This window comes from Cryobacterium sp. Hz7 (assembly GCF_004402815.1).
Classification (GTDB): domain Bacteria; phylum Actinomycetota; class Actinomycetes; order Actinomycetales; family Microbacteriaceae; genus Cryobacterium; species Cryobacterium sandaracinum.
In genome coordinates this window covers 45,746-68,342 of the sequence record NZ_SOFB01000009.1, presented here as the reverse complement: position 1 = coordinate 68,342, position 22,597 = coordinate 45,746, and the positions used below count along the sequence as shown (strand labels likewise).

21 protein-coding genes, 1 tRNA gene, 2 pseudogenes and 1 riboswitch are annotated in these 22,597 nt (G+C 68.7%); of the genes and pseudogenes, 8 read left to right on the top strand and 16 right to left on the bottom strand.

The window, feature by feature from the left end:
• Positions 1–161 precede the first annotated feature (161 nt).
• Positions 162–791 (bottom strand): DNA-directed RNA polymerase subunit beta, encoded by a 630-nt coding sequence (locus E3N86_RS01570; RefSeq protein WP_104100162.1) that lies wholly within the window; start codon positions 789–791, stop codon positions 162–164.
• A 119-nt stretch (positions 792–910) separates the two neighbouring features.
• Here E3N86_RS01570 and E3N86_RS01565 point away from each other — a divergent pair.
• Together E3N86_RS01565 and E3N86_RS01560 are read left to right on the top strand one after the other, a co-directional pair.
• Positions 911–983, top strand: a tRNA-Lys gene (locus tag E3N86_RS01565).
• Between the two features lie 169 nt (positions 984–1,152).
• Complete coding sequence (locus E3N86_RS01560; protein WP_134373867.1) at positions 1,153–1,590, top strand: hypothetical protein; 438 nt, start codon at positions 1,153–1,155, stop codon at positions 1,588–1,590.
• A 35-nt stretch (positions 1,591–1,625) separates the two neighbouring features.
• Here E3N86_RS01560 and E3N86_RS01555 read toward each other — a convergent pair whose 3' ends face one another.
• The 3 genes and pseudogenes from E3N86_RS01555 to E3N86_RS01545 all read right to left on the bottom strand — a co-directional run.
• Positions 1,626–2,822, bottom strand: a complete 1,197-nt coding sequence (locus tag E3N86_RS01555) for a GAF domain-containing protein (RefSeq protein WP_134511195.1) — start codon at positions 2,820–2,822, stop codon at positions 1,626–1,628.
• 123 nt (positions 2,823–2,945) lie between these two features.
• Positions 2,946–4,280 carry a DUF445 domain-containing protein gene (locus tag E3N86_RS01550; RefSeq protein ID WP_241985909.1) on the bottom strand — a complete coding sequence of 445 codons (1,335 nt, stop codon included), beginning with the start codon at positions 4,278–4,280 and terminating at the stop codon, positions 2,946–2,948.
• A 69-nt stretch (positions 4,281–4,349) separates the two neighbouring features.
• A pseudogene (locus E3N86_RS01545) lies at positions 4,350–4,565 on the bottom strand (histamine oxidase); the annotation flags it as partial.
• A gap of 17 nt (positions 4,566–4,582) precedes the next feature.
• Here E3N86_RS01545 and E3N86_RS01540 point away from each other — a divergent pair.
• The 3 genes and pseudogenes from E3N86_RS01540 to E3N86_RS01535 form a co-directional block, all read left to right on the top strand.
• Positions 4,583–5,305: pseudogene (locus E3N86_RS01540) on the top strand (aldehyde dehydrogenase); the annotation flags it as partial.
• A gap of 130 nt (positions 5,306–5,435) precedes the next feature.
• A complete protein-coding gene (locus E3N86_RS17190; protein ID WP_241985908.1) occupies positions 5,436–5,843 on the top strand; it encodes a hypothetical protein in 408 nt (135 codons plus the stop codon).
• Positions 5,840–6,892 (top strand): APC family permease, encoded by a 1,053-nt coding sequence (locus E3N86_RS01535; RefSeq protein ID WP_241985907.1) that lies wholly within the window; start codon positions 5,840–5,842, stop codon positions 6,890–6,892. The genes E3N86_RS17190 and E3N86_RS01535 overlap by 4 nt, the downstream gene beginning before the upstream one ends.
• Positions 6,893–6,980: 88 nt before the next feature.
• Here the strand turns inward: E3N86_RS01535 and E3N86_RS01530 are convergent, their stop codons facing one another.
• Positions 6,981–7,964: an aldose 1-epimerase family protein gene (locus tag E3N86_RS01530; protein ID WP_134373861.1), complete on the bottom strand. Its 984-nt coding sequence runs from the start codon at positions 7,962–7,964 to the stop codon at positions 6,981–6,983.
• Between the two features lie 9 nt (positions 7,965–7,973).
• Complete coding sequence (locus E3N86_RS01525; RefSeq protein ID WP_134373859.1) at positions 7,974–8,843, bottom strand: DeoR/GlpR family DNA-binding transcription regulator; 870 nt, start codon at positions 8,841–8,843, stop codon at positions 7,974–7,976.
• Positions 8,844–8,927: 84 nt separating this feature from the next.
• On the opposite strand from E3N86_RS01525, the gene galT reads away from it, so the two are divergent.
• Both galT and galK read left to right on the top strand, forming a co-directional pair.
• Positions 8,928–10,142: a galactose-1-phosphate uridylyltransferase gene (gene galT / locus E3N86_RS01520; RefSeq protein WP_134373857.1), complete on the top strand. Its 1,215-nt coding sequence runs from the start codon at positions 8,928–8,930 to the stop codon at positions 10,140–10,142.
• On the top strand, positions 10,139–11,299 hold the full coding sequence (galK, locus tag E3N86_RS01515; RefSeq protein ID WP_134511194.1) for a galactokinase: 1,161 nt from the start codon (positions 10,139–10,141) through the stop codon (positions 11,297–11,299). The genes galT and galK overlap by 4 nt, the downstream gene beginning before the upstream one ends.
• Positions 11,300–11,477: 178 nt before the next feature.
• On the opposite strand, the gene E3N86_RS01510 is transcribed toward galK, so the two are convergent.
• Entirely contained in the window at positions 11,478–12,374 is an 897-nt protein-coding gene (locus E3N86_RS01510; RefSeq protein ID WP_104171829.1) for an ABC transporter substrate-binding protein, read from the bottom strand.
• Between the two features lie 199 nt (positions 12,375–12,573).
• Positions 12,574–13,050: a YbaK/EbsC family protein gene (locus E3N86_RS01505; protein WP_104100169.1), complete on the bottom strand. Its 477-nt coding sequence runs from the start codon at positions 13,048–13,050 to the stop codon at positions 12,574–12,576.
• 49 nt (positions 13,051–13,099) lie between these two features.
• Between E3N86_RS01505 and E3N86_RS01500 the strand changes: the two genes are divergently transcribed.
• A complete protein-coding gene (locus E3N86_RS01500) occupies positions 13,100–13,648 on the top strand; it encodes a gamma carbonic anhydrase family protein (protein WP_104100170.1) in 549 nt (182 codons plus the stop codon).
• A 172-nt stretch (positions 13,649–13,820) separates the two neighbouring features.
• On the opposite strand, the gene E3N86_RS01495 is transcribed toward E3N86_RS01500, so the two are convergent.
• The 8 genes from E3N86_RS01495 to E3N86_RS01460 form a co-directional block, all read right to left on the bottom strand.
• Entirely contained in the window at positions 13,821–14,705 is an 885-nt protein-coding gene (locus E3N86_RS01495) for a bifunctional methylenetetrahydrofolate dehydrogenase/methenyltetrahydrofolate cyclohydrolase (protein WP_134511193.1), read from the bottom strand.
• A 252-nt stretch (positions 14,706–14,957) separates the two neighbouring features.
• Positions 14,958–16,256, bottom strand: coding sequence for a serine hydroxymethyltransferase (gene glyA, locus E3N86_RS01490; RefSeq protein ID WP_134511192.1), 1,299 nt, complete (start codon positions 16,254–16,256; stop codon positions 14,958–14,960).
• Positions 16,257–16,298: 42 nt separating this feature from the next.
• Positions 16,299–16,388, bottom strand: a riboswitch (ZMP/ZTP riboswitch).
• A 6-nt stretch (positions 16,389–16,394) separates the two neighbouring features.
• Positions 16,395–16,733, bottom strand: a complete 339-nt coding sequence (mnhG, locus tag E3N86_RS01485) for a monovalent cation/H(+) antiporter subunit G (RefSeq protein ID WP_134511191.1) — start codon at positions 16,731–16,733, stop codon at positions 16,395–16,397.
• Positions 16,730–16,993 carry a monovalent cation/H+ antiporter complex subunit F gene (locus E3N86_RS01480; protein WP_134342227.1) on the bottom strand — a complete coding sequence of 88 codons (264 nt, stop codon included), beginning with the start codon at positions 16,991–16,993 and terminating at the stop codon, positions 16,730–16,732. Before E3N86_RS01480 ends, mnhG begins: the two co-directional genes overlap by 4 nt.
• Positions 16,993–17,619 carry a Na+/H+ antiporter subunit E gene (locus E3N86_RS01475; protein ID WP_104100175.1) on the bottom strand — a complete coding sequence of 209 codons (627 nt, stop codon included), beginning with the start codon at positions 17,617–17,619 and terminating at the stop codon, positions 16,993–16,995. Before E3N86_RS01475 ends, E3N86_RS01480 begins: the two co-directional genes overlap by 1 nt.
• The gene (locus E3N86_RS01470) at positions 17,616–19,175 is read right to left on the bottom strand and encodes a Na+/H+ antiporter subunit D (protein ID WP_134511190.1); all 1,560 of its coding nucleotides are present in this window, start codon (positions 19,173–19,175) and stop codon (positions 17,616–17,618) included. The genes E3N86_RS01475 and E3N86_RS01470 overlap by 4 nt, the downstream gene beginning before the upstream one ends.
• Positions 19,172–19,660 carry a sodium:proton antiporter gene (locus E3N86_RS01465; RefSeq protein ID WP_104100177.1) on the bottom strand — a complete coding sequence of 163 codons (489 nt, stop codon included), beginning with the start codon at positions 19,658–19,660 and terminating at the stop codon, positions 19,172–19,174. The genes E3N86_RS01470 and E3N86_RS01465 overlap by 4 nt, the downstream gene beginning before the upstream one ends.
• Complete coding sequence (locus tag E3N86_RS01460) at positions 19,657–22,572, bottom strand: Na+/H+ antiporter subunit A (RefSeq protein WP_134373849.1); 2,916 nt, start codon at positions 22,570–22,572, stop codon at positions 19,657–19,659. Before E3N86_RS01460 ends, E3N86_RS01465 begins: the two co-directional genes overlap by 4 nt.
• Positions 22,573–22,597 lie beyond the last annotated feature (25 nt).

Here is a 22,597-nt window from a genome sequence, read left to right as displayed (position 1 = left end):
GAGTGAAGGCCGGACCGCAGAACGCCTCTCGGCGCGAGGCCGCTCACAGCGGCGAATATTGGAGCCCGGGGTTACTGCGGCCCGACCAGACTCCAGTGTAAACGACCCGGATGCGGATCGCGCACCCGGCGGGACGGCTCGCGGCCGATCAGTTAGACAGGTCAGTCCAGCGAGTCACTGCGCCAGAGCCGGGCGCAGGAGCCGAATTCCTGGGCGGTGGTGGAGAACCGGAGGGCACGGGTGGTCAGTTCGGTGGACCGGAGCGGTTCGGTCGTCTCCAGGTCGTCCGCGACGCTGGTGCAGCCGACGGAGATGACGCGGCAGAACGCCGCCGCGCGGTCGAGTGCCACGGCGAAATCCCCGGTGAAGATCCCCCGCAGGATCTGGTCGGCCAGGACGATGATCTCCGCCGTGCCCGTGGGCACCGCGGCCCCGGCAATGACCGGGTCGATCGCCACCGTGACTTCGGTTCCGCGCTGGTAGAGGAACGCCGTGCCCTCGGGATCCTGGCGGATGAGCAACCGCACCAGGTAGATCCGCCAGAGCGCCCCGGGCAGGCTGCGCGGCGTTGCCCGCGACCAGAGTTCGGCCACCGCGTCGACGCCGTTCTCGTCGGTGTAGGTCACGAGCCGCTCGACGATGTCGGGGTCAGGGTCGCTGCGCACGCGGGCCAGAAGCGCGTGCGCGGTTTCATGCGCCACCCGGCTGATCAGTGCCGGGTCTTCGCCCCCCTGGAAGGACTCGAATTTGCTGCCGGAGAACTGGGTCGGCTTGTGGAAATTCTCGGCCATGGCATCCTCCTGGGCTCGGTTTCGTGTTCGCTGTGGGCACATCCGTCTCGTCTGCAGAAAACCCTCTCCCACGGTACCTAGAAAAACGGATCCGAAATCCCCTGTACATTATTAACCGCGGGCCTCTAGCTCAGTTGGTAGAGCAAAGGACTTTTAATCCTTGGGTCGTCGGTTCGAGCCCGACGGGGCCCACTCACAGGATCAGCGTCGGTGCAGACCCGGGTCTCGCGTGGGCCCAGCATCGAATCCGGACTCCCGGCGAGCACCCAGCGATGATTCGGGCGGCGTTCGGGTAGCTCCTCCATACTTCTCTGACATGGTGCCGGCATGCCCGATGCCGGCGACCTGAGAAGGAGGCCCCGTGGGCAGAGTGAATGAAGAAGTTGAAATCAAGACCGGGATCATCACCCGGTACCGGCGTCACCCCAACGGACGCGGCCTGGTGTCCCCCAGCGCACGCGTGCACCCCGAGGCGTTCGTATCCCGAACCGCCTACGTGGAGAGCGGCGCGCGGGTCGGGGCGGAGTCGTGGATCGGCCCCGGCAGTTGGATCGACCAGGACGCGGTCATCGGTTCTCACGTGTTCATCGGCCAGAACGTGCACGTCGGCGCGGACGCGGTCGTCGGCAGCGCCGCGCGGCTGGGCAGCTATGTGCGGATCGGTCGCGGGGCACGGCTCAGCCCCGGAGCGGTCGTCGAACGCGATCTGCGGGTTCCGGACAACGCCGTGATTGGCGCGGCCCCGCGCACGCGCCTGTCGCCCGGATCGGCACCCGCCGGTGTCGCCCACGCCGCCTAGGGGTGCGTCTACGGGTGCGTCTACGGGCGCGTCCGCTACTCGGCGGTGAACGGGCTTGCGAGTTCTCGCTGCACCATCAGCGCCAACTCGCGCAACAGCACGAGGTCGATGGTTCCTGCCGCCCTCGGCTCCGAGTCGAACACGCAGAGAGCCCCGATGAGCTCCCCCGACGGCGACTCGATCGGGAATCCGGCGTAGAACCTGATCTTCGGCTCGCCCACCACGAGTGGATTGTCTCGGAAGCGGTCGTCGAGGAGGGCATCCGGTATCACCATAGCCGCGGTGCCCGTGAGGGTCACCTCGCAGAACGAATTGGACCGCGGCGACTCGGCATCGGCCACGCAGATGCGGGCCTTATGCCACTGGCGATCGCCATCGATCACCGTGAGCGCCGCGGACTGGGTGCCGAACAGGGTCCGCGCCAGTGCCGCGATGCGGTCGAAGCGCTCCTCGGGCGGGGTGTCGACGATCCCGAGCTGGTCGACCGCGAGCTGGCGCCGCGCCTCCTTCGCCCTCGCCTGGTCGTCGGAGGGCACCGGTTCGGCGTCAGGGGTCGCGACCCGGTCGGCGCCGAGGAGCGGCGCCATCCGGGAGGCGAGAACGTCGGCCCAGTGCGCATACGTATCCGTGGACCGGTATCGGCCCGGCGGCGGCGTCGGCGCCGCACTGGACGGTACGAACGCGACCCCGTCGCTGCTGTCGGCGACGAGTCGTACCGTCACCCGGTTCAGGAGCCGGCCGTGGTGGTCAGCCAGATTTCCGAGCCTGGAATCGAACACCGGGATCGACCGGATGGGCTGGATTCCCGCCACGATGATGCTGGTGCTGCGGGGCGATGACGCCGTGAGGAACCGGAGCAGATTCGCCAGATCGCGCCGCCAGGCCCGGGCGGAGACCAAGTTCACGGCCTCGTTCACGCCCAGGACCAGCACGATCGCTTCGAAACGGGTGAGCCGCACCCCGGTCAGCTCGAGGAGGGCCGTAGCGACGGTCATGCGGGGATTCGCGATGAGGTCGACGTCGACCCCGCGGCCGGTCTGCGCGGACAGGGCGCGGGCGAGCGAGCCGGGCAGGGCCAGGTTGTGGCTCACGACCCCGCGGCCGACCGCCAGCCCCGAACCGAGGATGAGGATCCGGTCGGGATCAATGCCCGCGGAGTGCGCTTGCGGAGCATCCGTGGGCATGGGGACATCGCCGAAGCCGCGCTCGGACGCGGCGGCCCAGGTGCGCATGGCGGGAGCCAGCGCCCATCGTATGAGTTCCCGCACAGATGCCCCTTTGTTGCTAAGACACAAGGGTGTATCCAAGACCGGGTTTCAAATATCCCCCATTCGGGGCGAGGGTCCAGGGCCGCGTCACACCAGTGCCACAACGGCTTGGGCGAGCGCGAAAATGACCAGGCCGGCAAGCGCGCCCACCACGGTGCCGTTGATGCGGATGAACTGGAGGTCCTTTCCGATCTGCAGTTCGATCTTCTCGGCCGTCTCGGCCGCGTCCCACCGCGCGACGGTTTCGGTGATCACCTCGGCGATCTCGTGCCGGTACCGGCGCACGATGTAGCTTGCACTGTCGGCCAGCCACCGGTCGACGCGGGCGCCGAGGGCCGGGTCGGTCGACAGTCTCCCGCCGACCTCCATGACGGTCGAGCGGATGCCCGTGCGCAACCCGCTCGAGGGGTCGTTCAGCGCCGCCGTCAGGGAGACCTTCACGGCCTCCCAGGTTTTGCTCGCGAAATCGCGCAGCCTGGCACTGTCGAGCAGTTCGAGCTTGAGCGCCTCCACCCGTTCGATCATCGCCGGCTCGTGCTGCAGGTCGTCGATCACCTCGACGAGGTAACGATCGATGGCCTGGCGGAGCGGATGCGCGGCATCCGCACGCGCGGTGGCCACGAAGGCGAGCACCTCCCGGTGCGCCTTGTCGTCGACCAGCTTGTCGACGAAACCGGGGAGCCAGGTCGGCAGACGCTGGGACACGGCCCGCCCGAAGGCCTCCGGATGCTCCAACAGCCAGCCCTCGGCCCGTTCCAGCAGCAGGTCGACGGCGGCGTGCTGCTGCCCCGACTCGACCAGCCGCGCCCCCACGTGCCCGATTGTCGGACCCCACTCCGGCTTCAGCAGGTTCTCGCGGGCAACGGTTTCGATCAGCTCCTGGATCGCGTCGTCGCTGAGCAGGTTGAGCAGACCGGCGCCCGCCACCGCGACCTCGTCGGTGAGCCGACGCGCGTTCTCCTCCTGGGAGAGCCACGCGCCGAGCCGACGGGACGCACCCAGCGATTCGAGCTTGCCACGGATGACCGCCTCGGAGAGGAAATTCGTCTCGACGAATTCACCCAGGCTGGCCCCGATCTCGTCCTTGCGGCTGGCGATGATGTTCGTGTGCGGGATGCGCAGGCCCAGCGGGTACCGGAACAGGGCCGTCACGGCGAACCAGTCCGCTACGGCGCCGACCATGCCGCCCTCGGCCGCGGCGCGCACGTACTGCAGCCACGGGTAGCTCTCCTGCAGCGCGAACGAGGTGGCGAACACTACCGCCATCAGGAGGAGCAGGCCGATGGCGAGCCGCTTCATGCGGATCAGGGCCGTCAGGCGCACGGCGTCCGGCAGGCTCAGCGGCGGCCGGGCGGCGGCTGCCGCCCGTGCTGCACGTGGACCGGTCTCGGTCTGGTCTTTCTGCCTCATCTTCTCGGCCATCCTCCCAGACTGCCGGATCGGGGCCGGGGAGGGAAACCCGTCTTCCCTCGACCCCGGCGCGCTGCATACTCAGCAGTGGCAGTGTCCCTCTTCGACGGGCGTCGACGGCGGCACATCGAGCACCGGGCTGCGGTCGAAGAAGCCATCGATCTTCAGCTTGAAACCAGCGGTGTCCACGGGCATGATCGGCCAGTCCTCGATGCGCGAATAGTGGGTGAGGCCGAACGTGTGCCAGAGCACGATGTCCTGGCCGTCGATGTCGCGGTCGGCTTCGATGTAGGCAGGCCGGCTCCGCCGCCTCGAACCTCAAGAGGATCACCCTCGAACTCGGGGGCAAGGCCCCCTTCATCATAACTGCGGACGCCGACATCGACGCGGCCTTCGGCGGCAACCTGGCGGGCGTCACGCTCAATTCCGGGCAGGTCTGCGCGGCCTACACGCGGTTCTATGTCAACAAGAAGCGCGAGGCCGAATTCGTTGAGAAAATGGCGGCCGGGGTCTCCGGCATGAAGCTTGGCGCCGGGATGGACCCCAGCACCCAGCTGGGTCCTCTGGTCTCTCAAAGACACCTCGACCACGTCGAACGGATGGTCACGGTCGGCCGTGCCGAGGGCGCGGAACTCGTGACCGGTGGCGCCCGGGCCGGCGAGGTCGGCTCCTTCTTCCAGCCGACGGTGTTCGCCGGTGTGCGCGACGACATGGCCATCGCGACCGACGAGGTCTTCGGGCCGGTGCTCTCGATCATGTCCTACGACGATGACGACGACCTGCAGGAGCTCATCAACCGGGCCAACGACACCGACTATGGGCACGCCGCCACGTTCTGGACGAAGGACCTCGAGAAGGCGCACCGCCTGGCCAACGGCATCCGTGCCGGTGCGATCTTCGTGAACATGCCACCGGTGCCGGATATGGCCGCGCCGTGGGGCGGGTTCGAGACCAGCGGCTGGGGCAACGAGATGGGTCCGGATTCGATCGACGCGTACACGCAGGTCAAGGGCGTCTGGATGCACTACCGCAGCTAGCCGCACGGGTTTTTCGCGGCATCCGTTCGTTTTCACGCACTCGTCGACTCACGCACTCGTCAACTCACGCACTCGTCAACTCACTCACTCGTCAACTCACTCACTCGTCAACTCAATGAGGAGTAAACCCATGACGACCACTCGCAGTACCCCTCAGTCCGACTCCCAGACCACCCTACGCACGGGACGCCTCGGTGTGATCGGCATCGTCTTCTTCGTGGTCGCGGTGGCCGCACCGCTCGTGGGCATGACCGGTGCGGTCCCGGTCGCGATCATTCTCGGTAACGGCGCGGCCGCCCCGGGCGCCTACCTCGTGGTGGGCGTCACCCTGCTGCTGTTCAGCGTCGGCTATGCCGCGATGAGCCAGCGCGTCACCAATGCCGGAGCCTTCTTCGCCTATATCGGCCGAGGCCTCGGCCACCAGCTCGGCAGCGCGTCGGCCTTCGTCTCGATCCTCGCCTACCTCGCCATCCAGCTCGCGATCTACGGGTTCTTCGGCGGACTGCTCGGCGCCCAGGTCGGCCTGCTCCCCTGGTGAGCGTGGACGTCGGCGCCAAGGTGCTCGGCGTGCTGATGCTGCTCGAACTCCTGGCACTGGTCGTCACCTCGGTCGCCATCCTGGCCGACGGCGGGCCGGAGGGCCTGAACTTCTGGGCCTCGTTCAACCCGGCCGCGATCCTCGCCGGCGGGCTGGCCGGCTCGGCGGGCATCGCGTTCGCCTTCGCGTTCGCGTCCTTCATCAGCTTCGAGGCCACCGCAATCTACGGCGAGGAATCCAAGGACCCGAAGACGGTGGTCCCCCGCGCCACCTACCTGGCGGTCGGAGTGATCACGGCGCTGTTCGCCCTGACGGCGTTCGCCATGGTCACGGGAATGGGTGCATCCTCGGTCGTCGAGAAGACCGTGGAGCTGTCGAGTCTCGACGGGGTTCCCCTGGCCGACCCGGCCGCGGTGCTCTTCTCCCTCGCGACCCAGTACGTGGCACCGTGGATGGCCACCGTGATGGGCGTCCTGGTGATCTCGAGCCTGTTCGCCGGACCGCTGGCCTTTCAGAACGCGGCCAGCCGGTACCTCTTCGCCCTCGGCCGCGGCGGCGCGCTGCCCGCGCCGCTCAGCCACGTCAACGGTCGCGGCGCCCCGAGCACCGCCTCCCTCGCCACGTCGGTCCTCACGGATCTCGTCATCGTCACCTTCGCCGTCTTCCGGCTCGACCCGGTGCTCAACATGTTCTACTGGTTCAGCGGTCTCGCCGTGGTGGCGATCGTGCTGATCGAGATCCTCGTCTGCATCGCCGTGATCGCGTTCTTCCACCGCAATGCGGGCAGCGAGAACGTGGTCCAGACCATCATCGCCCCGGTGCTGGCCACCATCGGTCTGATCCTCGGCGAGTACCTGCTGATGAGCAGCTTCGGGCTCCTCGCCGGCACGGTGGCCGAGGGCGTGGACCCGACGATGTCATCGTGGTGCCTGAGCCCGATCGGCTGGGTGCTCGTGTCCCTGCCCTTCGTGCTCCTGCTCGTCGGCTACCTGCACTCGCTCTGGTCGCACACCGAGAACGAGGCCCTGGTCAAGGACGTCCTCTCGTAGCCGGCAAGCCGTGAAACGGGGTGACCGCCGCGAGGCGGACACCCCGTCTCTCTGCCCGTCGGACCGTGATGGGCGCGGTGATGCCGGGTCAGAGGCGGAATCCCTGGTGGCGGATGCCCCAGCGCACAGACCAGGACTCCCCTGGTTCGACCCAGCGCAGCCCCGCGCCCGAATTGAAGGCATTCGCAGGGGCCGTCATCGGCTCGATCGCCACCGCCAGGCCCAGGAACGGGCCGCCCGGCCCCGGGAAGGGGAAGTTGCGCGGCGTGAAGACCTGAACGTTGCGGACGTTCCGGTCGCCCCAGATCGTGACGCTGCGGCCGTCAGGCGCGGTCAAGGAGGCCACGCTGGCGGTGCCGGACTCCTCGCCGGTCACGTCGGACCGCACCTCGGGAGCCTCAGGCCCCACCCCGCCGAAGCCGTCGTCGAGATCGACGTCGCCCACCCGGCACCCCGTGCGCAGGTCGAACCTGGTGCCGACGACGGAAGATTCCCCGACGGGGTTTTGCCGGTCGTCGACGTCGATATGGGTGCGCGCCGCGATCGTGAGCACGAGGTCCTCGGTGGGAACGCCGCCGATCTTCGGGTACGGATGCGCGCCGAGCGCTACCGGGGCCGCGTCCCGGCCTACGTTCCGCACCGTGTGGGTGACCGCAAGACCGTTGTCGGTGAGCGCATACCGCACGGTCGTGTCGAGCAGGAACGGGTATCCGGCCTGCGGAAAGACCGTGGCGGCCAGAGTGACCGAACTCGGGCTGCGGTCGAGCATGCGATAGGACGAATACCGAAGCAGGCCGTGGATCGCGTTTTGCTGTTCCGGCTCGGTGAGCGGCAGGCGCTGCACGACGCCCTGGTGCCGCCAGAGGCCGTCCCGGATGCGGTTGGGCCACGGCATCAGCACGATGCCGGCGCCCCACGGTGGGGTGGCCTCGGGCGCGAACGGCTCGACGAGGTCTATGCCGTCCACGGAATACAGCCGGAGGCCGGCGGCCACCTCGGTGACGATCGCCAGCGCAGGCCCACTCGGCGTGGCTACCCTCAACTCATACTGGAAACCCGTTGCAGCGCGCATAGTGTCAACCTACTCCGGCTGCAGAACGGTCAGGCCGGCCTCGCGGAGGGGCGCCAGCATGACCTCGTCGGCCGCGGCATCCGTCACCAGGGTGTCGAACGCGCGCAGCGGGCCGACCTGCCCGAGGTGCACCTGGCCGAGCTTGGAGGCGTCGGCCACGACGACCGCCCGGGTCGCGGCGGCCAGCATGAGCGTTTTGACCCCAGCCTCGGGGAGGTTGATGTTCGTGACCCCGTAGCCGGCATCGACGCCGTTGCAGCCGATGAAAGCCAAATCGGCGTGAACCTGGCTGAGCACCGTCCGTGCGAGTGGCTCGACCAGGGAGTGCTGCAGCGGGCGGAGCGAACCGCCCGTGACGATCACGGTGAACCGAGGGATGGCCGGCTCGAGGGCGAGGGCGATGCTGAGCCCGTTCGTGATGATGACGACGTCGGTCAGATCGGTGCGGGCCAGCAGCGCGTGGGCGATAGAGAGGGTGGTCGTGCCGACGTCGAGGAGGATGCTCTGCCCGCTCGTGACGAGGGCCGCGGCGAGCACGCCGATCTGCTGCTTGGGCAGCACGGATGACGCGAGGGCCTCCTCGAAGGAGAACTCCCGCAGCGGGCGGCCGCTGAGTGGCGCGGCCGGAACCGCCCCGCCGTGCACGCGCTGCACCGTCCCGGCGGACTCAAGCACGTCGAGGTCGGCCCGCGCCGTGACGCCGGACACTCCGAACGCCTCGCGCAACTCGCGCACTCGTACGAAACCGCGCTCCCCGACGAGGCGCTGGATCTGCTCCCGCCGCTGGTGGGCCGGGAGCGTGTCGCGGTCGCCGGGCCGGTCGCTCACGTCGATGAGGTCGGCCGTGGCGGTCGATTCGGTCGATTCGCGAGGAGCCATACCCAATCTTCACTTAGTTTACTTTGGTTATCAACCTGAAAGACCTGGTTTCACATGTGCAAATCAGATAACGTTGTTTTCGCCATGAACACACCAGACTTCGTAGCCGACACCGGCATCATCCGTCACCGCCACACCCTCGCCGATGGCCGGGACCTCATCTACTTCGATGACCCGCAGTCCAGCCTGCCGCCGGATCGGGCGGCCGACCTGCGCGAACTCGACCCGCGCCCGGCCACCGCCCGGATGCGCCAGGACCCGCTCAGCGGCGAATGGGTCTCGATCGCCGCCGCCCGCCAGAACCGCGTGTTCCTTCCGCCCGCGCACCTGGACCCGCTCGCCCCGTCGACGCCGGGGAACCCGTCAGAAGTGCCCAGCAACTACGACGTGGCCGTGTTCGAGAACAAGTCGCCCTCGTTCGGGCCCCTCCTCACCGACGCCGACGCCCCCGCCGGGCTCGACGACCTGAACACCATCGGACTGAACCGCGTCCGCACCTCGGTCGGCCGCTGCGAGGTCGTCTGCTTCAGCCCCGAGAACGAGGGCTCGTTCGCGAGCCTGTCGGTCGTGCGCGCCCGCACGGTGATCGAGGCCTGGGCCGAGCGCACGTACGCCCTGTCACAGCTACCCGGCGTGGAACAGGTCTTCCCGTTTGAAAACTGCGGCGAGGCGATCGGCGTCACGCTGCACCACCCGCACGGCCAGATCTACTCCTACCCCTACGTCACGCCGCGCACCCAGCGCGTGATCGCCTCCCTCGACCAGTACGGACCAAACCTGTTCGCGGACATCCTCGCCAGCGAGCAGGCCGGGGGCCGGGTCATTCTGACCGGCGAGCACTGGACCGCCTTCGTGCCGTTCGCCGCGCGCTGGCCCATCGAGGTGCACATGCTGCCGCACCGGCACGTGCCCGACTTCGCGGCGACCAGCCTGGCTGAGCGCGATGAGCTCGCCGTGCTCTTCCGGCGGCTGTTGCGCGGCATCGATGCCCTCTACGACACCCCGACGCCGTACATCGCGGCCTGGCACCAGGCCCCGGTCTCGGTGCGCCGCGACGAGATCCGGCTGATGCTGCAGGTGACGAGTCCTCGCCGGGCCGCAGACAAGCTGAAGTTCCTGGCCGGGTCGGAGGCCGCCATGGGCGCCTGGATCGGAGACGTCACGCCCGAGCAGGCGGCCGACAACATTCGCCGCGCGGTCCAACGCTCCGCCGGGACGGACGCGACCGAAGCGGCGGCCGGCGCCGCGGCATCCGTTCCCGCTATCAGCACCACACTCGAAGGGCAGGCCCACGCATGACCGATCTCATCCAGACCGTGACGGATGGCTTCACGAGCCGCTTCGACGCGGCCCCGGCCGGACTCTGGTCGGCCCCCGGCCGCGTCAACCTGATCGGCGAGCACACCGACTACAACGACGGGTTCGTGTTTCCCTTCGCGATCAACCGGCGCACGCTCGTCGGGCTCGGCCTGCGCGGCGACCGCCAGCTGCGGGTGGCGAGCTCGTTCGCCGCGGAAACGGTGGAGCTCTCCCTCGACGACCTGACTCCGGAGAACCTGGCCGGCTGGTCGGCGTACCCGCTCGGCGTGGCCTGGGCCCTCGGCCAGTTCGGCGCCGACCTGGCCACCCGGCCCGGATTTGACGTGTTCATCGACTCTGACGTGCCGATCGGGGCCGGACTGTCGTCCTCCGCCGCGATCGAGAGTGCGGTTGCCCTGGCCCTGAACGACCTCTGGCAGCTCGGACTCGACCGGCGCATGCTCGCCCGGGTGGGCCAGCTGGCCGAGAACCGGGCCGTCGGGGCTCCCACCGGCATCATGGACCAGTCCGCGTCCCTGCTGGGCGAGGCCGACTCCGCCGTCTTCCTGGACTGCCGCACCCTCGAGGCCGAGGTGATCCCGCTCGGCTTCGACGGGGCCGGCCTCGACCTGCTGATCATCGACACGCGGGTGAGCCACGCGCACTCGACCGGCGGGTATGCCTCGCGCCGGGCATCCTGCGAACTGGGTGCACGGATGCTGGGGGTCCGTTCCCTGCGCGACCTCACCGTGGACGACCTCGGCCGGGCCGCCGACGTGCTCGACGACGAGACGTTCCGCCGGGTGCGGCACGTGGTCACCGAGAACCAGCGCGTGCAGGACACCGTGCGCACCCTGCGCGAGCAGGGACCGACCGCGATCGGCGCCCTCCTGGACGCCTCGCACCTGTCAATGCGGGACGACTTCGAGATTTCCGTGCCCGAACTCGACCTCGCCGTGGAGACCGCGCGCGGCACCGGGGCGATCGGCGCCCGGATGACCGGCGGCGGCTTCGGCGGCGCCGCCATCGCCCTTACCCCGCGCGCCCTGATCCCCGCGGTTACGGCGGCGGTCACGGCCGCGTTCGCAGCCCGGGGCTTCGCGGCCCCGGACCTGTTCGTGGTGCGCGCGGCCGACGGGGCGGCGCGGGAGCAATAACACAGCGGGAACTCGCCCCACGTGGCTAATTCAGGAGAAGTCGTGCCGCCGCCCGTGCGCATCCGCAGACCTGTGCGGGTGCGAACGAGGTTCGGCGGGGATCTCCTGAGTTAGCCACGCACGCGACGGCCGAAACCGGTGCCCGGGGTCGAGGCGGCGCCCAGCGGCGGCGACGTGCCTAGCCCCTCGCGCCGGCGTTGAGTGTGATCGTGTCGAGGCCGCCGTCGACGACCCCCCAGTCGTCCAGAATCGCCTCGTAGGTGCCGTCGTCGACCAGCGACTGCAGCGCGGCCTGCACGGCCTCGGCCATCCCGGAATCCTTCTGCACGGCCATACCGTATGGTGCCGCCTCAAACGTCTCTCCCGCGGTCTGCAGCTTGCCCGTCAACTGTGCGATCCCGTAGAGGGTGACCGGGGAGTCGGCGCTAAAAGCGTCGGCCTGGCCCAGCGCGACGGCATTCGCCGCGGCATCCTGCGTGTCGAGGGGGACCTTCTGGATCGGCGGTTTGCCGGCGGCGACGCAGGCGTCACTCTTCGCCGGGATCTCGACGGTGTCCTGGTAGGTCGTGGACTGCACGGCGACCTTGAGTCCGCACGCATCGTCGGGGTCGACGGTCGTGCCCGCGGGCGAGGCCCACTGGATGCCTGCGAGGTAGTAGTTCACGAAATCGACTTGCTTTTCACGCTCCGCCGTGTCGGTGAAGGACGACATGCCGACGTCGATCTTGCCGCCGACGACATTCGGGATGATGTTCTCGAATTTGGCCACCGTGTACTGGGCCTCGAGCCCGAGCTTGGCGGCGATCGCATCACTCAGGTCGATCGCCCAGCCGATCGGTTCACCGGCGTCGTTTTTGAACTCGTTCGGCGCGTAATTCGGGCTGGTGCCGAAGACGAGCTTGCCCGGGGTCGCGGTCGTTTCCGGGAGGAGCGCGGCGGCCTCCTCGTCGGTGGTCACCACCTCGGCCGCGGATCCCTCCGTGACGCCAGTCGTCGGAGTGGAGTTGTCCACGCAGGCGGTAAGCAGGAGGGCGGCCACGGCGGCCAGGGCCGGGAGAGCATGTCGAGCGCGCATTGAGCATCCTTTGTGAATTTTTCGCCATCGAAGTGATCAGAGGTGCAACTCTGCCGAGTCTATGTTCAGTGCCGGTCGCGCCCGGGACGTGCCGGGCATCCGTCGCCGTACGCCGCCGAACTGTGACTTTGCCCACCGGCGAGGGAGCCATTCTCCCGGCCCGGCGGTGCGCGAGTGGCGGAGATCAGGCCGTCGGGATCTAGGGCGAGACGGCGGTGGGCTCGCCGCCGGTGATTCGCACGAGTTCGTCGAACGTGGTCGGGAACACGGTGTGCGCGTGGCCCGCAGCCGCCCAGACGACCGGGAATTCGGCGAGGGCGACGTCGACCAGGGTGCGCAGTGGCGACGGATGTCCCAGCGGCGCGACCCCGCCGATCACCTGACCGGTGGCCTGCCTGACGACATCCTTCGAGGCACGTCCGATCGTGCCGCCCAGTCTGTCCCCCAGCCACGCCGCATCGACCCGGTGAGCCCCCGAGGTGAGCACGAGCAACGGCTCACCATCGAGGGTGAAAACGAGCGAATTCGCGATGGCGCCGCGCGAAATGCCGAGCGCTTCCGCGGCGGCGGCGGCGGTTGTGGCCGCATCGTCGAACCAGCGAATTTCCGGGTCCAGGCCGTGGGCGCGGAGAGCCTCCCGAACCCGGTCGACGGACGGATGCGCGGAATTGACCATGCCGAAATCCTAGAGCCTGCTCGCGAGGCAGCCCGATAGGCTGACGCGTATGACTGCCGACAGCGCCGCCCGCATCATCACCCTGCCCGACCGACCCGGACCGGTCGTGGCCGAGACCGCCTACGTCGCCCCGGGCGCCGTGGTCGTCGGCAACGTCACCCTGGCCGAACACGCCAGCGTCTGGTACAACGCTGTGCTGCGCGCCGAGGCGGAACCCATCCGGATCGGCCCCGGCTCCAACCTGCAGGACAACGTCTCCTGCCACGTGGACCACGGATTCCCGCTGATCGTCGGCCGGAATGTGTCCGTCGGGCACGGGGCAGTGCTGCACGGCTGCACGGTCGAGGACGGCTCGCTGATTGGCATGATGGCGACGGTGCTGAACGGCGCCGTCGTCGGTTCCGGGTCCCTCGTCGCCGCCGGAGCTGTCGTGCTCGAGGGCACCGTCATCCCGCCCAGATCGCTGGTCGCCGGCGTTCCCGCCAAGGTGCGGCGGCCCCTGACGGATGAGGAGGTAGCCGGCCTCGGCCACAACGCAGCGGAGTATCTGCGTCACTGCGCCCTGCACGCCTCGGTGACGGCGCTGCCGCAGCGCTGAGCCGGTCTGCCTCACGCTCGCGGCGCGGGCTACGGCTCACGGCGCAGGGAATACCGTGCGCCGGCTTCCACAGCGTGCGCCGCGACGGCGGCACCACCGAGCCTCGCCCGCACGGCCACCTGCGCAAGCCCCGAGAGGGGACCGTTACGAGGCGACCGCCCGTGGCGCCCGACTACCTGCTGAGCGACAGCTCGGCTGCCTTCACCACGTTGCACAGCAGCATGGCACGGGTCATCGGGCCGACGCCGCGCGGATTCGGGGACAGGAAGCCGGCGACGTTCGCGACACCCGGGTGCACGTCACCGGTCAGGGTGCCCCTGCCGGTGATCGGGTCGGTCACCCGGGTGATGCCCACGTCGAGCACGGCGGCGCCGGGCTTCACCCAGTCCGCCTGGATCAGGTGCGGCACGCCGACGGCGGCCACGACGATGTCGGCGCGCCGCACCTCGCCGGGCAGGTCGACCGTGCGGGAGTGCGTCAGGGTGACGGTGGCATCCAGACCCTTGCGGGTGAACAGCAGTCCGAGCGGGCGCCCGACGGTGAGGCCGCGCCCGACGACGACGACGCGCTGGCCGACGATCGGTACGTCGTAGCGGCGCAGCAGCTCGACGATGCCGGCCGGAGTGCAGGGCAGCGGCGAGTCCAGCTCGCCCTCGATGCCGAGCACCAATCGGCCGAGGTTCGTCGGATGCAGGCCGTCGGCATCCTTCGACGGGTCGATCAGTTCGAGCATGGCGTTGTCGTTGTGGCCGACCGGCAGCGGCAGCTGAATAATGTAGCCGGTCACCTCGCGGGCGGAGTTCAGGTCGGCGATTGCGGCGCGCACATCGGCGCTGGTCGGCGACGCGGGCAGGTCGACCCGGATCGATTCAATGCCGACCTCGGCGCAGTCGCGGTGCTTGCCCGCGACATACGAGCGCGAGCCCGGGTCATCGCCGACCAGGAGCGTGCCGAGCCCGGGCACGATCCCATGCGCGCGCAGCTCCGCGATCCGGTCGATGAGCTCGGTCTTGACCACGGAGGCGGTCGTGACTCCGTCGAGGGTTATTGCCGTCATTGTGGATCCATTCAGTCGGTCGTTCTGACGTTTGCAGGTGCTCCGGTGCGCAGGTGCGCAGGTGCGCAGGTGCGCAGGTGCCGAAGGCGCGTGCGAATGCGACGGGGATTTTGGGCAACACGCCGGTGACGGATGCCTTCAGCGGGCTTTCGCAGCAAAATCTCCGTTGAATTCGTTCACAGGCCGTACGCCAGGGTGCGGAGCCTGCGTCGTTGACACCCGGGTCGAGGGCGGCCGGGTGCGCGGCGGACGTTACTGCTGCAGACCGGGGTACAGCGGGAAGGCCTCGGTAAGCACCTTGACGCGGGCGCGGAGGCCCTCGATGTCGGCGTCGGGCTTGAGCGCCTCGGCGATGACGTCGGCGACGACCGTGAACTCCTCGTCGCCGAAGCCACGGGTGGCCAGGGCAGGGGTTCCGATGCGCAGGCCGCTAGTGACCATCGGCGGGCGCGGGTCGAACGGCACCGAGTTGCGGTTGACCGTGATGCCGACCGCGTGCAGGGCGTCCTCGGCCTGCTGGCCGTTGATCGGCGAGTTGCGGAGGTCCGCGAGCACGAGGTGCACGTCGGTGCCGCCGGTGAGCACGTCGACGCCGCCGGCGCGCGAGTCATCCGCCATCAGACGGTCGGCGAGGATGCTGGCACCGCGCAGGGTGCGCTCCTGACGTTCCTTGAACTCGGGCTCGGCCGCGAGCTTGAACGCGGTCGCCTTGGCGGCGATCACGTGCATCAGCGGGCCGCCCTGCTGGCCGGGGAACACGTTGGAGTTGAGCTTCTTCGCCAGCGCCATGTCGCGCGAGAGGATCAGACCGGAGCGGGGACCGGCGAGGGTCTTGTGCACGGTGGTGGACACGACATCCGCGTAGGGAACCGGCGACGGGTGCAGGCCGGCGGCGACGAGTCCGGCGAAGTGGGCCATGTCGACCCAGAGCAGGGCGCCGACCTCGTCGGCGATGCTGCGAAAGGCCTCGAAGTCGAGGTGGCGCGGGTAGGCGGACCAGCCGGCGATGATGACCTTAGGCTTGGTCTCGAGTGCCGTCTCGCGCACGACCTCCATGTCGACCAGGAAGGTGGTCGGGTCGACGCCGTAGGCGACTGGATTGTAGAGCTTGCCGGAGAAGTTGAGCTTCATGCCGTGGGTGAGATGGCCGCCGTGGGCAAGTTCCAGACCGAGGATGGTGTCGCCGGGCGTCGCGATGGCCGAAAGCACGGCGGCGTTCGCGGTGGCGCCGGAGTGCGGCTGCACGTTGGCGTAGGCGGCGCCGAAGAGGGACTTGGCCCGGTCGATGGCGAGCTGTTCGGCGACGTCCACGTACTCGCAGCCGCCGTAGTAGCGGCGTCCCGGGTAACCCTCGGCGTACTTGTTGGTGAGCACGGAGCCCTGCGACTGCAGCACAGCGCGCGGCACGAAGTTCTCGCTGGCGATCATCTCGAGGTAGTCTCGCTGGCGTCCGAGCTCCTGCTCGAGAACGGCGGCGATCTCGGGGTCGACGACCTCCAGGGGCTCGTTGAATGTGGACCGCAGAACGGTGGATGGCACGGATTCGGGCACGGGGTCTCCTCAGACTACTTGTTTAACGACGTGATGATCAATCGTCGTGGCCCAGGCGTGCGGTCACTAACCGTGTCAGTCGCTCCCCGATGGTGACCCATCTTTCGTGCTACGCCAGTCGCGACAGGGTCGATCTTATCAGTCGGGCCGGGTGCCGAGCTCATCGATTATGAGCACATCGACACGCACATGGTGGGTGTCATAGGCGGCCCGGCCCACCATGTGCGCTGCGACCGGGGCGGTCAACGCCTGGAACACGACGATGGCCATGACGAGGGTGACGGTGCCCACGGTAAAGTTGTTCAGGGCGACGTCGGCCGTGATCGCCATGAGGCCGAAGATCTGCGGTTTGGTGGCGGCGTGCAGCCGCGATAGTACGTCGGGGAAACGGATGACGCCGATTCCGGCCGCGAGGCACATCACGGCCCCGGCGAGCACCAGGACAGCCGAGATCACGTCGCGCAGTTCGTCGGTCATTCGGTGTCCCGCACGGGCAGGAAGCGGGCGATGCTCAGCGAGCCGAGCACCGCGAAGAGGGCGAGGACCAGCAGCACCGGCAGCGTGTCGGTGTGCCGGTTGAATGCCATCTCCGCACCCATGGCGCAGATCACGGTCGCGACCAGGACATCCGAGGCGATCACCCGGTCCAGCACGGTCGGTCCCCGCACGATTCGATAGAGGGCGCACAGGGCACCGGCCCCGAACAGCACCCCGGCAATGACGGCAACGATGTGCATCAGGCGGTTCCTCCCCGCTTCAGTTTCTCATTCGCATGCTGGTCGCGTGCGCGCTGGTCTTTCTCACTCCGGTCCTCGCCGCTCACCCGGTGGAGCCGTTCCACGTCTTCCCGGGACCCGAGGGCCATCACGATCCGGCGCTCCTCGGCCAGCACGCCGTTCCGGAACCGCTCCACCTGTTCCGGATGCGCCACGTTCAGCACGTGCAGATAGAGGGTGGACTGCACCCGGTCCACATCGACCACGATCGCCCCGGGAACGATGGACGTCGACACCCCGGTCAGCGTCAGGATGAAGTCGCTGCGGGTGCGCAGGTGCACCGCCACGATCGCGTTGCTGGGTGTGTAGCGCGGGGAGAGCGCGAGGACGGCCACCTGCAGCGAGCCCCGGACGATGTCGAACCCGAGCCGGATCAGGTAGAGCACGGTGTACCACGGGTTAAGGCGCAAACCCAGCTCCACGGCCGGCAGGTAGAAGCCTACGGAGACGAGGGTGGCCAGCAGCGTGCCGGTGAGCAGGTTGAGCCAGGAGAACGAGCCCCAGAGCAGCATCCACAGCAGCACGAGCCCCAGGAACAGCGGCGCCTGGTTGGCGATGGCGACGAGGCGCTGCTTCGGGGTGCTCATGGCGTGCCGTTCGGGAAGACGGCGTCGATGTACGTGGCCGGGTTCTCGATGTTGGCCGCCGCGCGGGTGGTGAACGCGAACACCGGCCCGGCGAACACGGTGAGTGAGACGGTCAGCAGCAGCAGCGCCGTCGTCGCGCCGGTCATCAGCGGCGAGATGGTGCGCGTCGTGACCGTGCCCTCGTCGTCCGGGTCGTCCAGAAGCGCATCGAGCATCGGCGACTCGTAGTCCTCGACCTCGCCGGCCCCCCGCCAGAACGCGATGTTCCAGACGCGGGCCAGGGCGTAGAGCGTGAGCAGCGAGGTGGCGGCGCCGGCGCCCATCAGGATGTAGGTCACCGGTTCGGCGATGTCCGCGCCGGCCTGGAAGAGGGCGATCTTGCCGAGGAAGCCCGAGAACGGCGGGATGCCGCCGAGGTTGAGCGCCCCAACGAAGAACAGGAAGGCCACGAACGGCGCCGCCGTCAACAGTCCGCCGAGCCGGGCCAGCGAGGTGGTGCCGCCCACCCGCTCGATCAGCCCCGCGCAGAGGAAGAGGGTCGTCTGCACCGTGATGTGGTGCACGACGTAGAAGATGGTGGCCGCGATCGCCAGCGGCGTGCCCATCGCGATGCCGAAGATCATGTAGCCGATGTGGCTCACCAGCGTGAACGACAGCAGCCGCTTGATGTCCGCCTGCGCGAGCGCCCCGAGGATGCCCACGATCAGGGTCAGCAACGCCACCACCATCAGCGGCACCGACAGCGGGCTCTCGGGGAAGAGCAGGGTCTGGGTGCGGATGATCGCGTAGATTCCGACCTTCGTGAGCAGCCCTGCGAACACCGCAGTGACCGGCGCCGGGGCCGTGGGATAGGAGTCGGGCAACCAGAACGACAGCGGAAACACTGCGGCCTTCACGCAGAAGGCCAGCAGGAGCAGCAGGTTGAGGATCAGCTGCACGTCCGGCGGGAGGTCCGCCACCCGCTCGGCGATGAGCGCCATGGTGACGGTGCCCGTGGCCCCATAGATCAGGGCGATCGCGCTGAGGAACAGGATGGAGGAGACCAGGCTCACCACGATGTAGGTGACACCGACACGGATGCGCGCACCCGTTCCGCCGAGCGTCAACAGCACGTAACTAGCCGAGAGCAGCATCTCGAAACCAACGTAGAGGTTGAACAGGTCCCCCGCGATGAACGCGTTGAACAGCCCGGCCGCCAGCACGAGATAGGTGGGATGGAAGATCGAAACCGGGGTTTCCCGGTCTCCGTCCACGATGCCCTGCCCCACGGCGAACAGGAGCACGCCGAGCAGCATCAGCGCGGAGACCAGAAGCATGATCGCCGAGAGCCGGTCGACGACGAGCACGATGCCCCACGGCGCATCCCAGCCGCCCACGTGCACGACGGCGGGGCCGATCTGATCGACCTGCACCAGCAGGACCGCGCCGATGATCGCCACCAGCGTCAGGGCGATCACGCTGACCACGATCTGCTGGGGGCGACGGCGGCCGAGGGCGAGGGTCAGAGCGCTTCCGAGCAGTGGGGTGGTGACGACCAGAGGAACGAGGAGATTCATAGCTTCATCCCCTTGTCCGGCGCGTTGGCAGGGGCACCGAGCTCGCTCTCGCGCTCGCTCGCGTCGAGGTCTTCCTGGCTGGCTGCCTCGTCCTCGGTGACCGAGCGGAAGGACTCCTCCGTGCTTGCCACGGTCTCGGCCGCATGCTCGTCGGTGACCGTGTCACCCTCGTCGCCCAGCCGGGCCAGCCACCAGGACCGGTAGATCAGCGCGAGGATGAGCGCCGTGATGCCGAAGTTGATCACGATGGCGGTGAGCATGAGCACCTGGGGCACCGGGTCGACCATCGCAGCGTCGGCGGCCGTGCCGGTGACGATGGGCGCGTTGCCGGGGCGGCCGCTCATGATGAAGATCAGCAGGTTCGTGGCGTTGCCCACCAGCAGGAATCCGATCAGCACCCGGGTGAGACTGCGCTCCAGCATCACGTAGACGCCGGCGGCGTACAGGACCGCCATCACGATCACGAGGGTGAGGGAGGCGCTCATCCGGCTACCACCGCGCCCTGCTCGGACTGCGGGTGCGGCTCGGTCTCGCCGGCTTCCTGCTGTCGATCGACCTCGCTGCCGAGGCTGCGCAGGATGTCCAACACGAGACCGACCACGACCAGGTACACGCCGATGTCGAAGATGGTGGAGGTGCCGAAAGAGAGGGGGCCGAGCACGGGTACCGTGGTTTCGAAGTAGGCGGATTCCAGCGGGATGCCGCTGAAGAAGAGCGAGACCACGGCCATCCCGACCGCCAGCACGATGCCGAGCCCGAGGATCTTGCCGGGATCGACGGGTACCGCCTCGCCCAGCTCGTAGCGGCCTCCCGCGAGGTAGCGGGAGACGAGCGCCAGCCCGGCGATCAGGCCACCGGCGAAGCCGCCGCCGGGAGCGTTGTGGCCGGCGATGAGCAGGTAGACGGAGACGATCATGGCCGGGTAGAACAGCAGCCGCACGAGCACCTCGAGCATGATCGACCGGTCCTTCTCGGCAACCGTACGGCCGGCCAGGAGCCAGGACTGGCGAGTGACCGCATGCCCCTCGGAGGACGCGGCCGGGTCGGCGACGACCTTGCGACGGTGCGGCAGCGACCGGCGTTTGCGGGAATCGCGCAGCCGGGGCACGACCGCGTTGCGGCCCGAGACGAAGAGGAGGCTGGCGACGCCGGTGGCCACCACGATCAGCACGGAGATCTCACCCATCGTGTCCCAGGCACGGATGTCCACGAGCATCACGTTCACGATGTTGCGTCCGTGCCCCTCCTCGACCGCGAGGCGCGGAAGCTCCGCCGCGATGCTTGGGGCCTCCCGTGCACCGAGCGCGATCACGCCGATGGTGCCCATCACGGCGCCCACCAGCACGCCGATCAGCACGCGCCGCCGCCGGTGCATCGGCCGGTTGTGCTGGGCGATCTTCTGCGGCAGCCGGCGCAGCACCAGCACGAAGACGACGATGGTCATCGTCTCGACCAGGGCCTGCGTCAGGGCCAGGTCGGGAGCGCCGTGGAAGGCGAAGAACGCGACGAGGCCGTAGCCCGTGACGCCGGCCAGCAGCACGGCAGTGATGCGCTCACCGACGCGAGCCGCCATCACCGCCGCGATGCCCATGATGAGGGCGATCACGACCTGGCCCGGGTAGTCCCAGAGCACGACCTCCTCGGGCCAGCTGCGGTTGACGAAGGCCGCGAAGCCTAGGGCCAGCACGAAGACGACGAGGATGGTGGACAGGTACTGCGGCAACCCGCCCTGCTGGGCGAAGTGGGTGATGCGCGCCGCGGCCCGGTCGATGCCGCGCACGGTGGAGCCGTAGCCCTGACCGGCGTCGATGTAGGCCGGCACCGTGCCCTGCAGCCGGGCCACGCCCGGCCGCTTCCAGAACAGCACGGCGCCGAGCAGGAGAACAACGGCACTCAGGGCGAGCGCCGGTTCGAAGCCGTGCCAGAGCGCGAGGCGGTAGTCGCCGCCGCCGGGAACGGTGTCGGCGTAGGAGACCAGCACCGGGTCGAGCAGGAAGACGAGGGGGCCGAGCAGGAGGGTGGCCACGGCGAGCAGTCCCGGCGCCAGCTGGAAGTCCCAGCGGGCGGGGTGCAGGGCGGTGTCTGCGAGGCTGACCCGGGTGCCGAAGGCACCCCAGAAGAAGCGGGCGCTGTAGGCGACCGTCAGCACGGAGCCGACCACGGTGCCGACCAGGGCCACCCAGCCCCATCCGTCGCCGGCCAGGCCTGCCTCGAGGAATGCCGTGAACACGGACTCCTTGGCGACGAAGCCGAGCAGCGGCGGGATACCGGCCATAGATGCGACCGATAGCAGGGCGATCACGGCCAGCACGGGCGCGTTGCGCCCCACGCCGGAGAGCTGTCGCCAGTCGCGGGTGCCGGCCCGGTGGTCGATGATGCCGACGGTCAGGAACAGCGCCGACTTGTAGAGGGCGTGGGCGAGGAGCAATGCCACCCCGGCGAGCGCGGCGTCCCGGGTGCCGAAGCCGACGACGACCATCAGGAACCCGAGCTGGCTGACCGTGCCATAGGCAAGCACCAGCTTGAGGTCGTACTGGCGCAGCGAACGCCACGCGCCGACCAGCATGGTGACGACGCCGAGGGTGACGAGCACCGGCATCCAGCCCGGCGTGTCGGCATAGCCGGGGGCGAGGCGCGCCACCAGGTAGATGCCGGCCTTGACCATCGCCGCCGCGTGCAGATAGGCGCTCACCGGGGTGGGCGCCGCCATCGCGGCCGGCAGCCAAAAGTGGAAGGGCACGAGCGCGGACTTAGACAGCGCGCCGACCAGGATGAGCAGCACCGACCAGGTGGTAGCCGGGCCGGTGACGGGGTCGGAGACGATCGCTGCGAGCGACGTGGTTCCGGCCTCCACCGCGAGGATGACGACCCCGACGAGCATGATCAACCCGCCGAAGGTGGTCACCAGCAACGCCTGCAGGGCGGCGCCGCGGCTCGCCCGTTTGAACGTGTAATGCCCGATCAAAATGTAGGAGAGCACGCTCGTGATCTCCCAGAAGATGAACATGACGACGATGTCGTCGGATGTCACCAGGCCGTACATCGCGCCGGCGAACGCCAGCAGGACCGCGGCGAAGCGCCCGAGCGCCGGCTCGTCGGCGCTGAAGTAGCGGGCGCAGTAGACCAGCACGAGCGCGCCGACCCCGGTCACGACGAGGGCGAGCAGCCAGGTGAGGGTGTCGACGCGGAATGAGAGCGAGATACCCAACGCGGGAATCCACGGGACGCTCTCGGTGATCGCTCCGCCGCTCGACACGGCCCGGGTCTGGGTGAGGGTATAACCGAAGACAGTCGCGGGGAGCAATGCGATGACGTAGAAAACACGCAGCGAGAGCCACCGCGTGAGGATCGGGGTGAGCGTGGATAGGGCAACAAAGGTCAGGAGGATTGTCGCCATGCGGCCTCCCGGCTCTCGTGAAGTC

What these genes read in the sequence shown, in the direction of transcription:
- E3N86_RS01475 (WP_104100175.1), bottom strand. Translation starts at nt 17,619, where the DNA reads ATGAGCACCCCGAAGCAGCGCCTCGTCGCCATCGCCAACCAGGCGCCG.
- E3N86_RS01525 (WP_134373859.1), bottom strand. Translation starts at nt 8,843, where the DNA reads ATGGCTCCTCGCGAATCGACCGAATCGACCGCCACGGCCGACCTCATC.
- E3N86_RS01465 (WP_104100177.1), bottom strand. Translation starts at nt 19,660, where the DNA reads ATGAGCGCCTCCCTCACCCTCGTGATCGTGATGGCGGTCCTGTACGCC.
- E3N86_RS01570 (WP_104100162.1), bottom strand. Translation starts at nt 791, where the DNA reads ATGGCCGAGAATTTCCACAAGCCGACCCAGTTCTCCGGCAGCAAATTC.
- E3N86_RS01530 (WP_134373861.1), bottom strand. Translation starts at nt 7,964, where the DNA reads ATGCGCGCTGCAACGGGTTTCCAGTATGAGTTGAGGGTAGCCACGCCG.
- galT (WP_134373857.1), top strand. Translation starts at nt 8,928, where the DNA reads ATGAACACACCAGACTTCGTAGCCGACACCGGCATCATCCGTCACCGC.
- E3N86_RS01480 (WP_134342227.1), bottom strand. Translation starts at nt 16,993, where the DNA reads ATGCACATCGTTGCCGTCATTGCCGGGGTGCTGTTCGGGGCCGGTGCC.
- mnhG (WP_134511191.1), bottom strand. Translation starts at nt 16,733, where the DNA reads ATGACCGACGAACTGCGCGACGTGATCTCGGCTGTCCTGGTGCTCGCC.
- E3N86_RS01550 (WP_241985909.1), bottom strand. Translation starts at nt 4,280, where the DNA reads ATGGCCGAGAAGATGAGGCAGAAAGACCAGACCGAGACCGGTCCACGT.
- E3N86_RS01470 (WP_134511190.1), bottom strand. Translation starts at nt 19,175, where the DNA reads ATGAATCTCCTCGTTCCTCTGGTCGTCACCACCCCACTGCTCGGAAGC.
- E3N86_RS01500 (WP_104100170.1), top strand. Translation starts at nt 13,100, where the DNA reads ATGACTGCCGACAGCGCCGCCCGCATCATCACCCTGCCCGACCGACCC.
- E3N86_RS01495 (WP_134511193.1), bottom strand. Translation starts at nt 14,705, where the DNA reads ATGACGGCAATAACCCTCGACGGAGTCACGACCGCCTCCGTGGTCAAG.
- E3N86_RS01555 (WP_134511195.1), bottom strand. Translation starts at nt 2,822, where the DNA reads ATGCGCACCTGGGCCGCCGCGTCCGAGCGCGGCTTCGGCGATGTCCCC.
- E3N86_RS17190 (WP_241985908.1), top strand. Translation starts at nt 5,436, where the DNA reads ATGACGACCACTCGCAGTACCCCTCAGTCCGACTCCCAGACCACCCTA.
- E3N86_RS01460 (WP_134373849.1), bottom strand. Translation starts at nt 22,572, where the DNA reads ATGGCGACAATCCTCCTGACCTTTGTTGCCCTATCCACGCTCACCCCG.
- E3N86_RS01505 (WP_104100169.1), bottom strand. Translation starts at nt 13,050, where the DNA reads ATGGTCAATTCCGCGCATCCGTCCGTCGACCGGGTTCGGGAGGCTCTC.
- galK (WP_134511194.1), top strand. Translation starts at nt 10,139, where the DNA reads ATGACCGATCTCATCCAGACCGTGACGGATGGCTTCACGAGCCGCTTC.
- E3N86_RS01510 (WP_104171829.1), bottom strand. Translation starts at nt 12,374, where the DNA reads ATGCGCGCTCGACATGCTCTCCCGGCCCTGGCCGCCGTGGCCGCCCTC.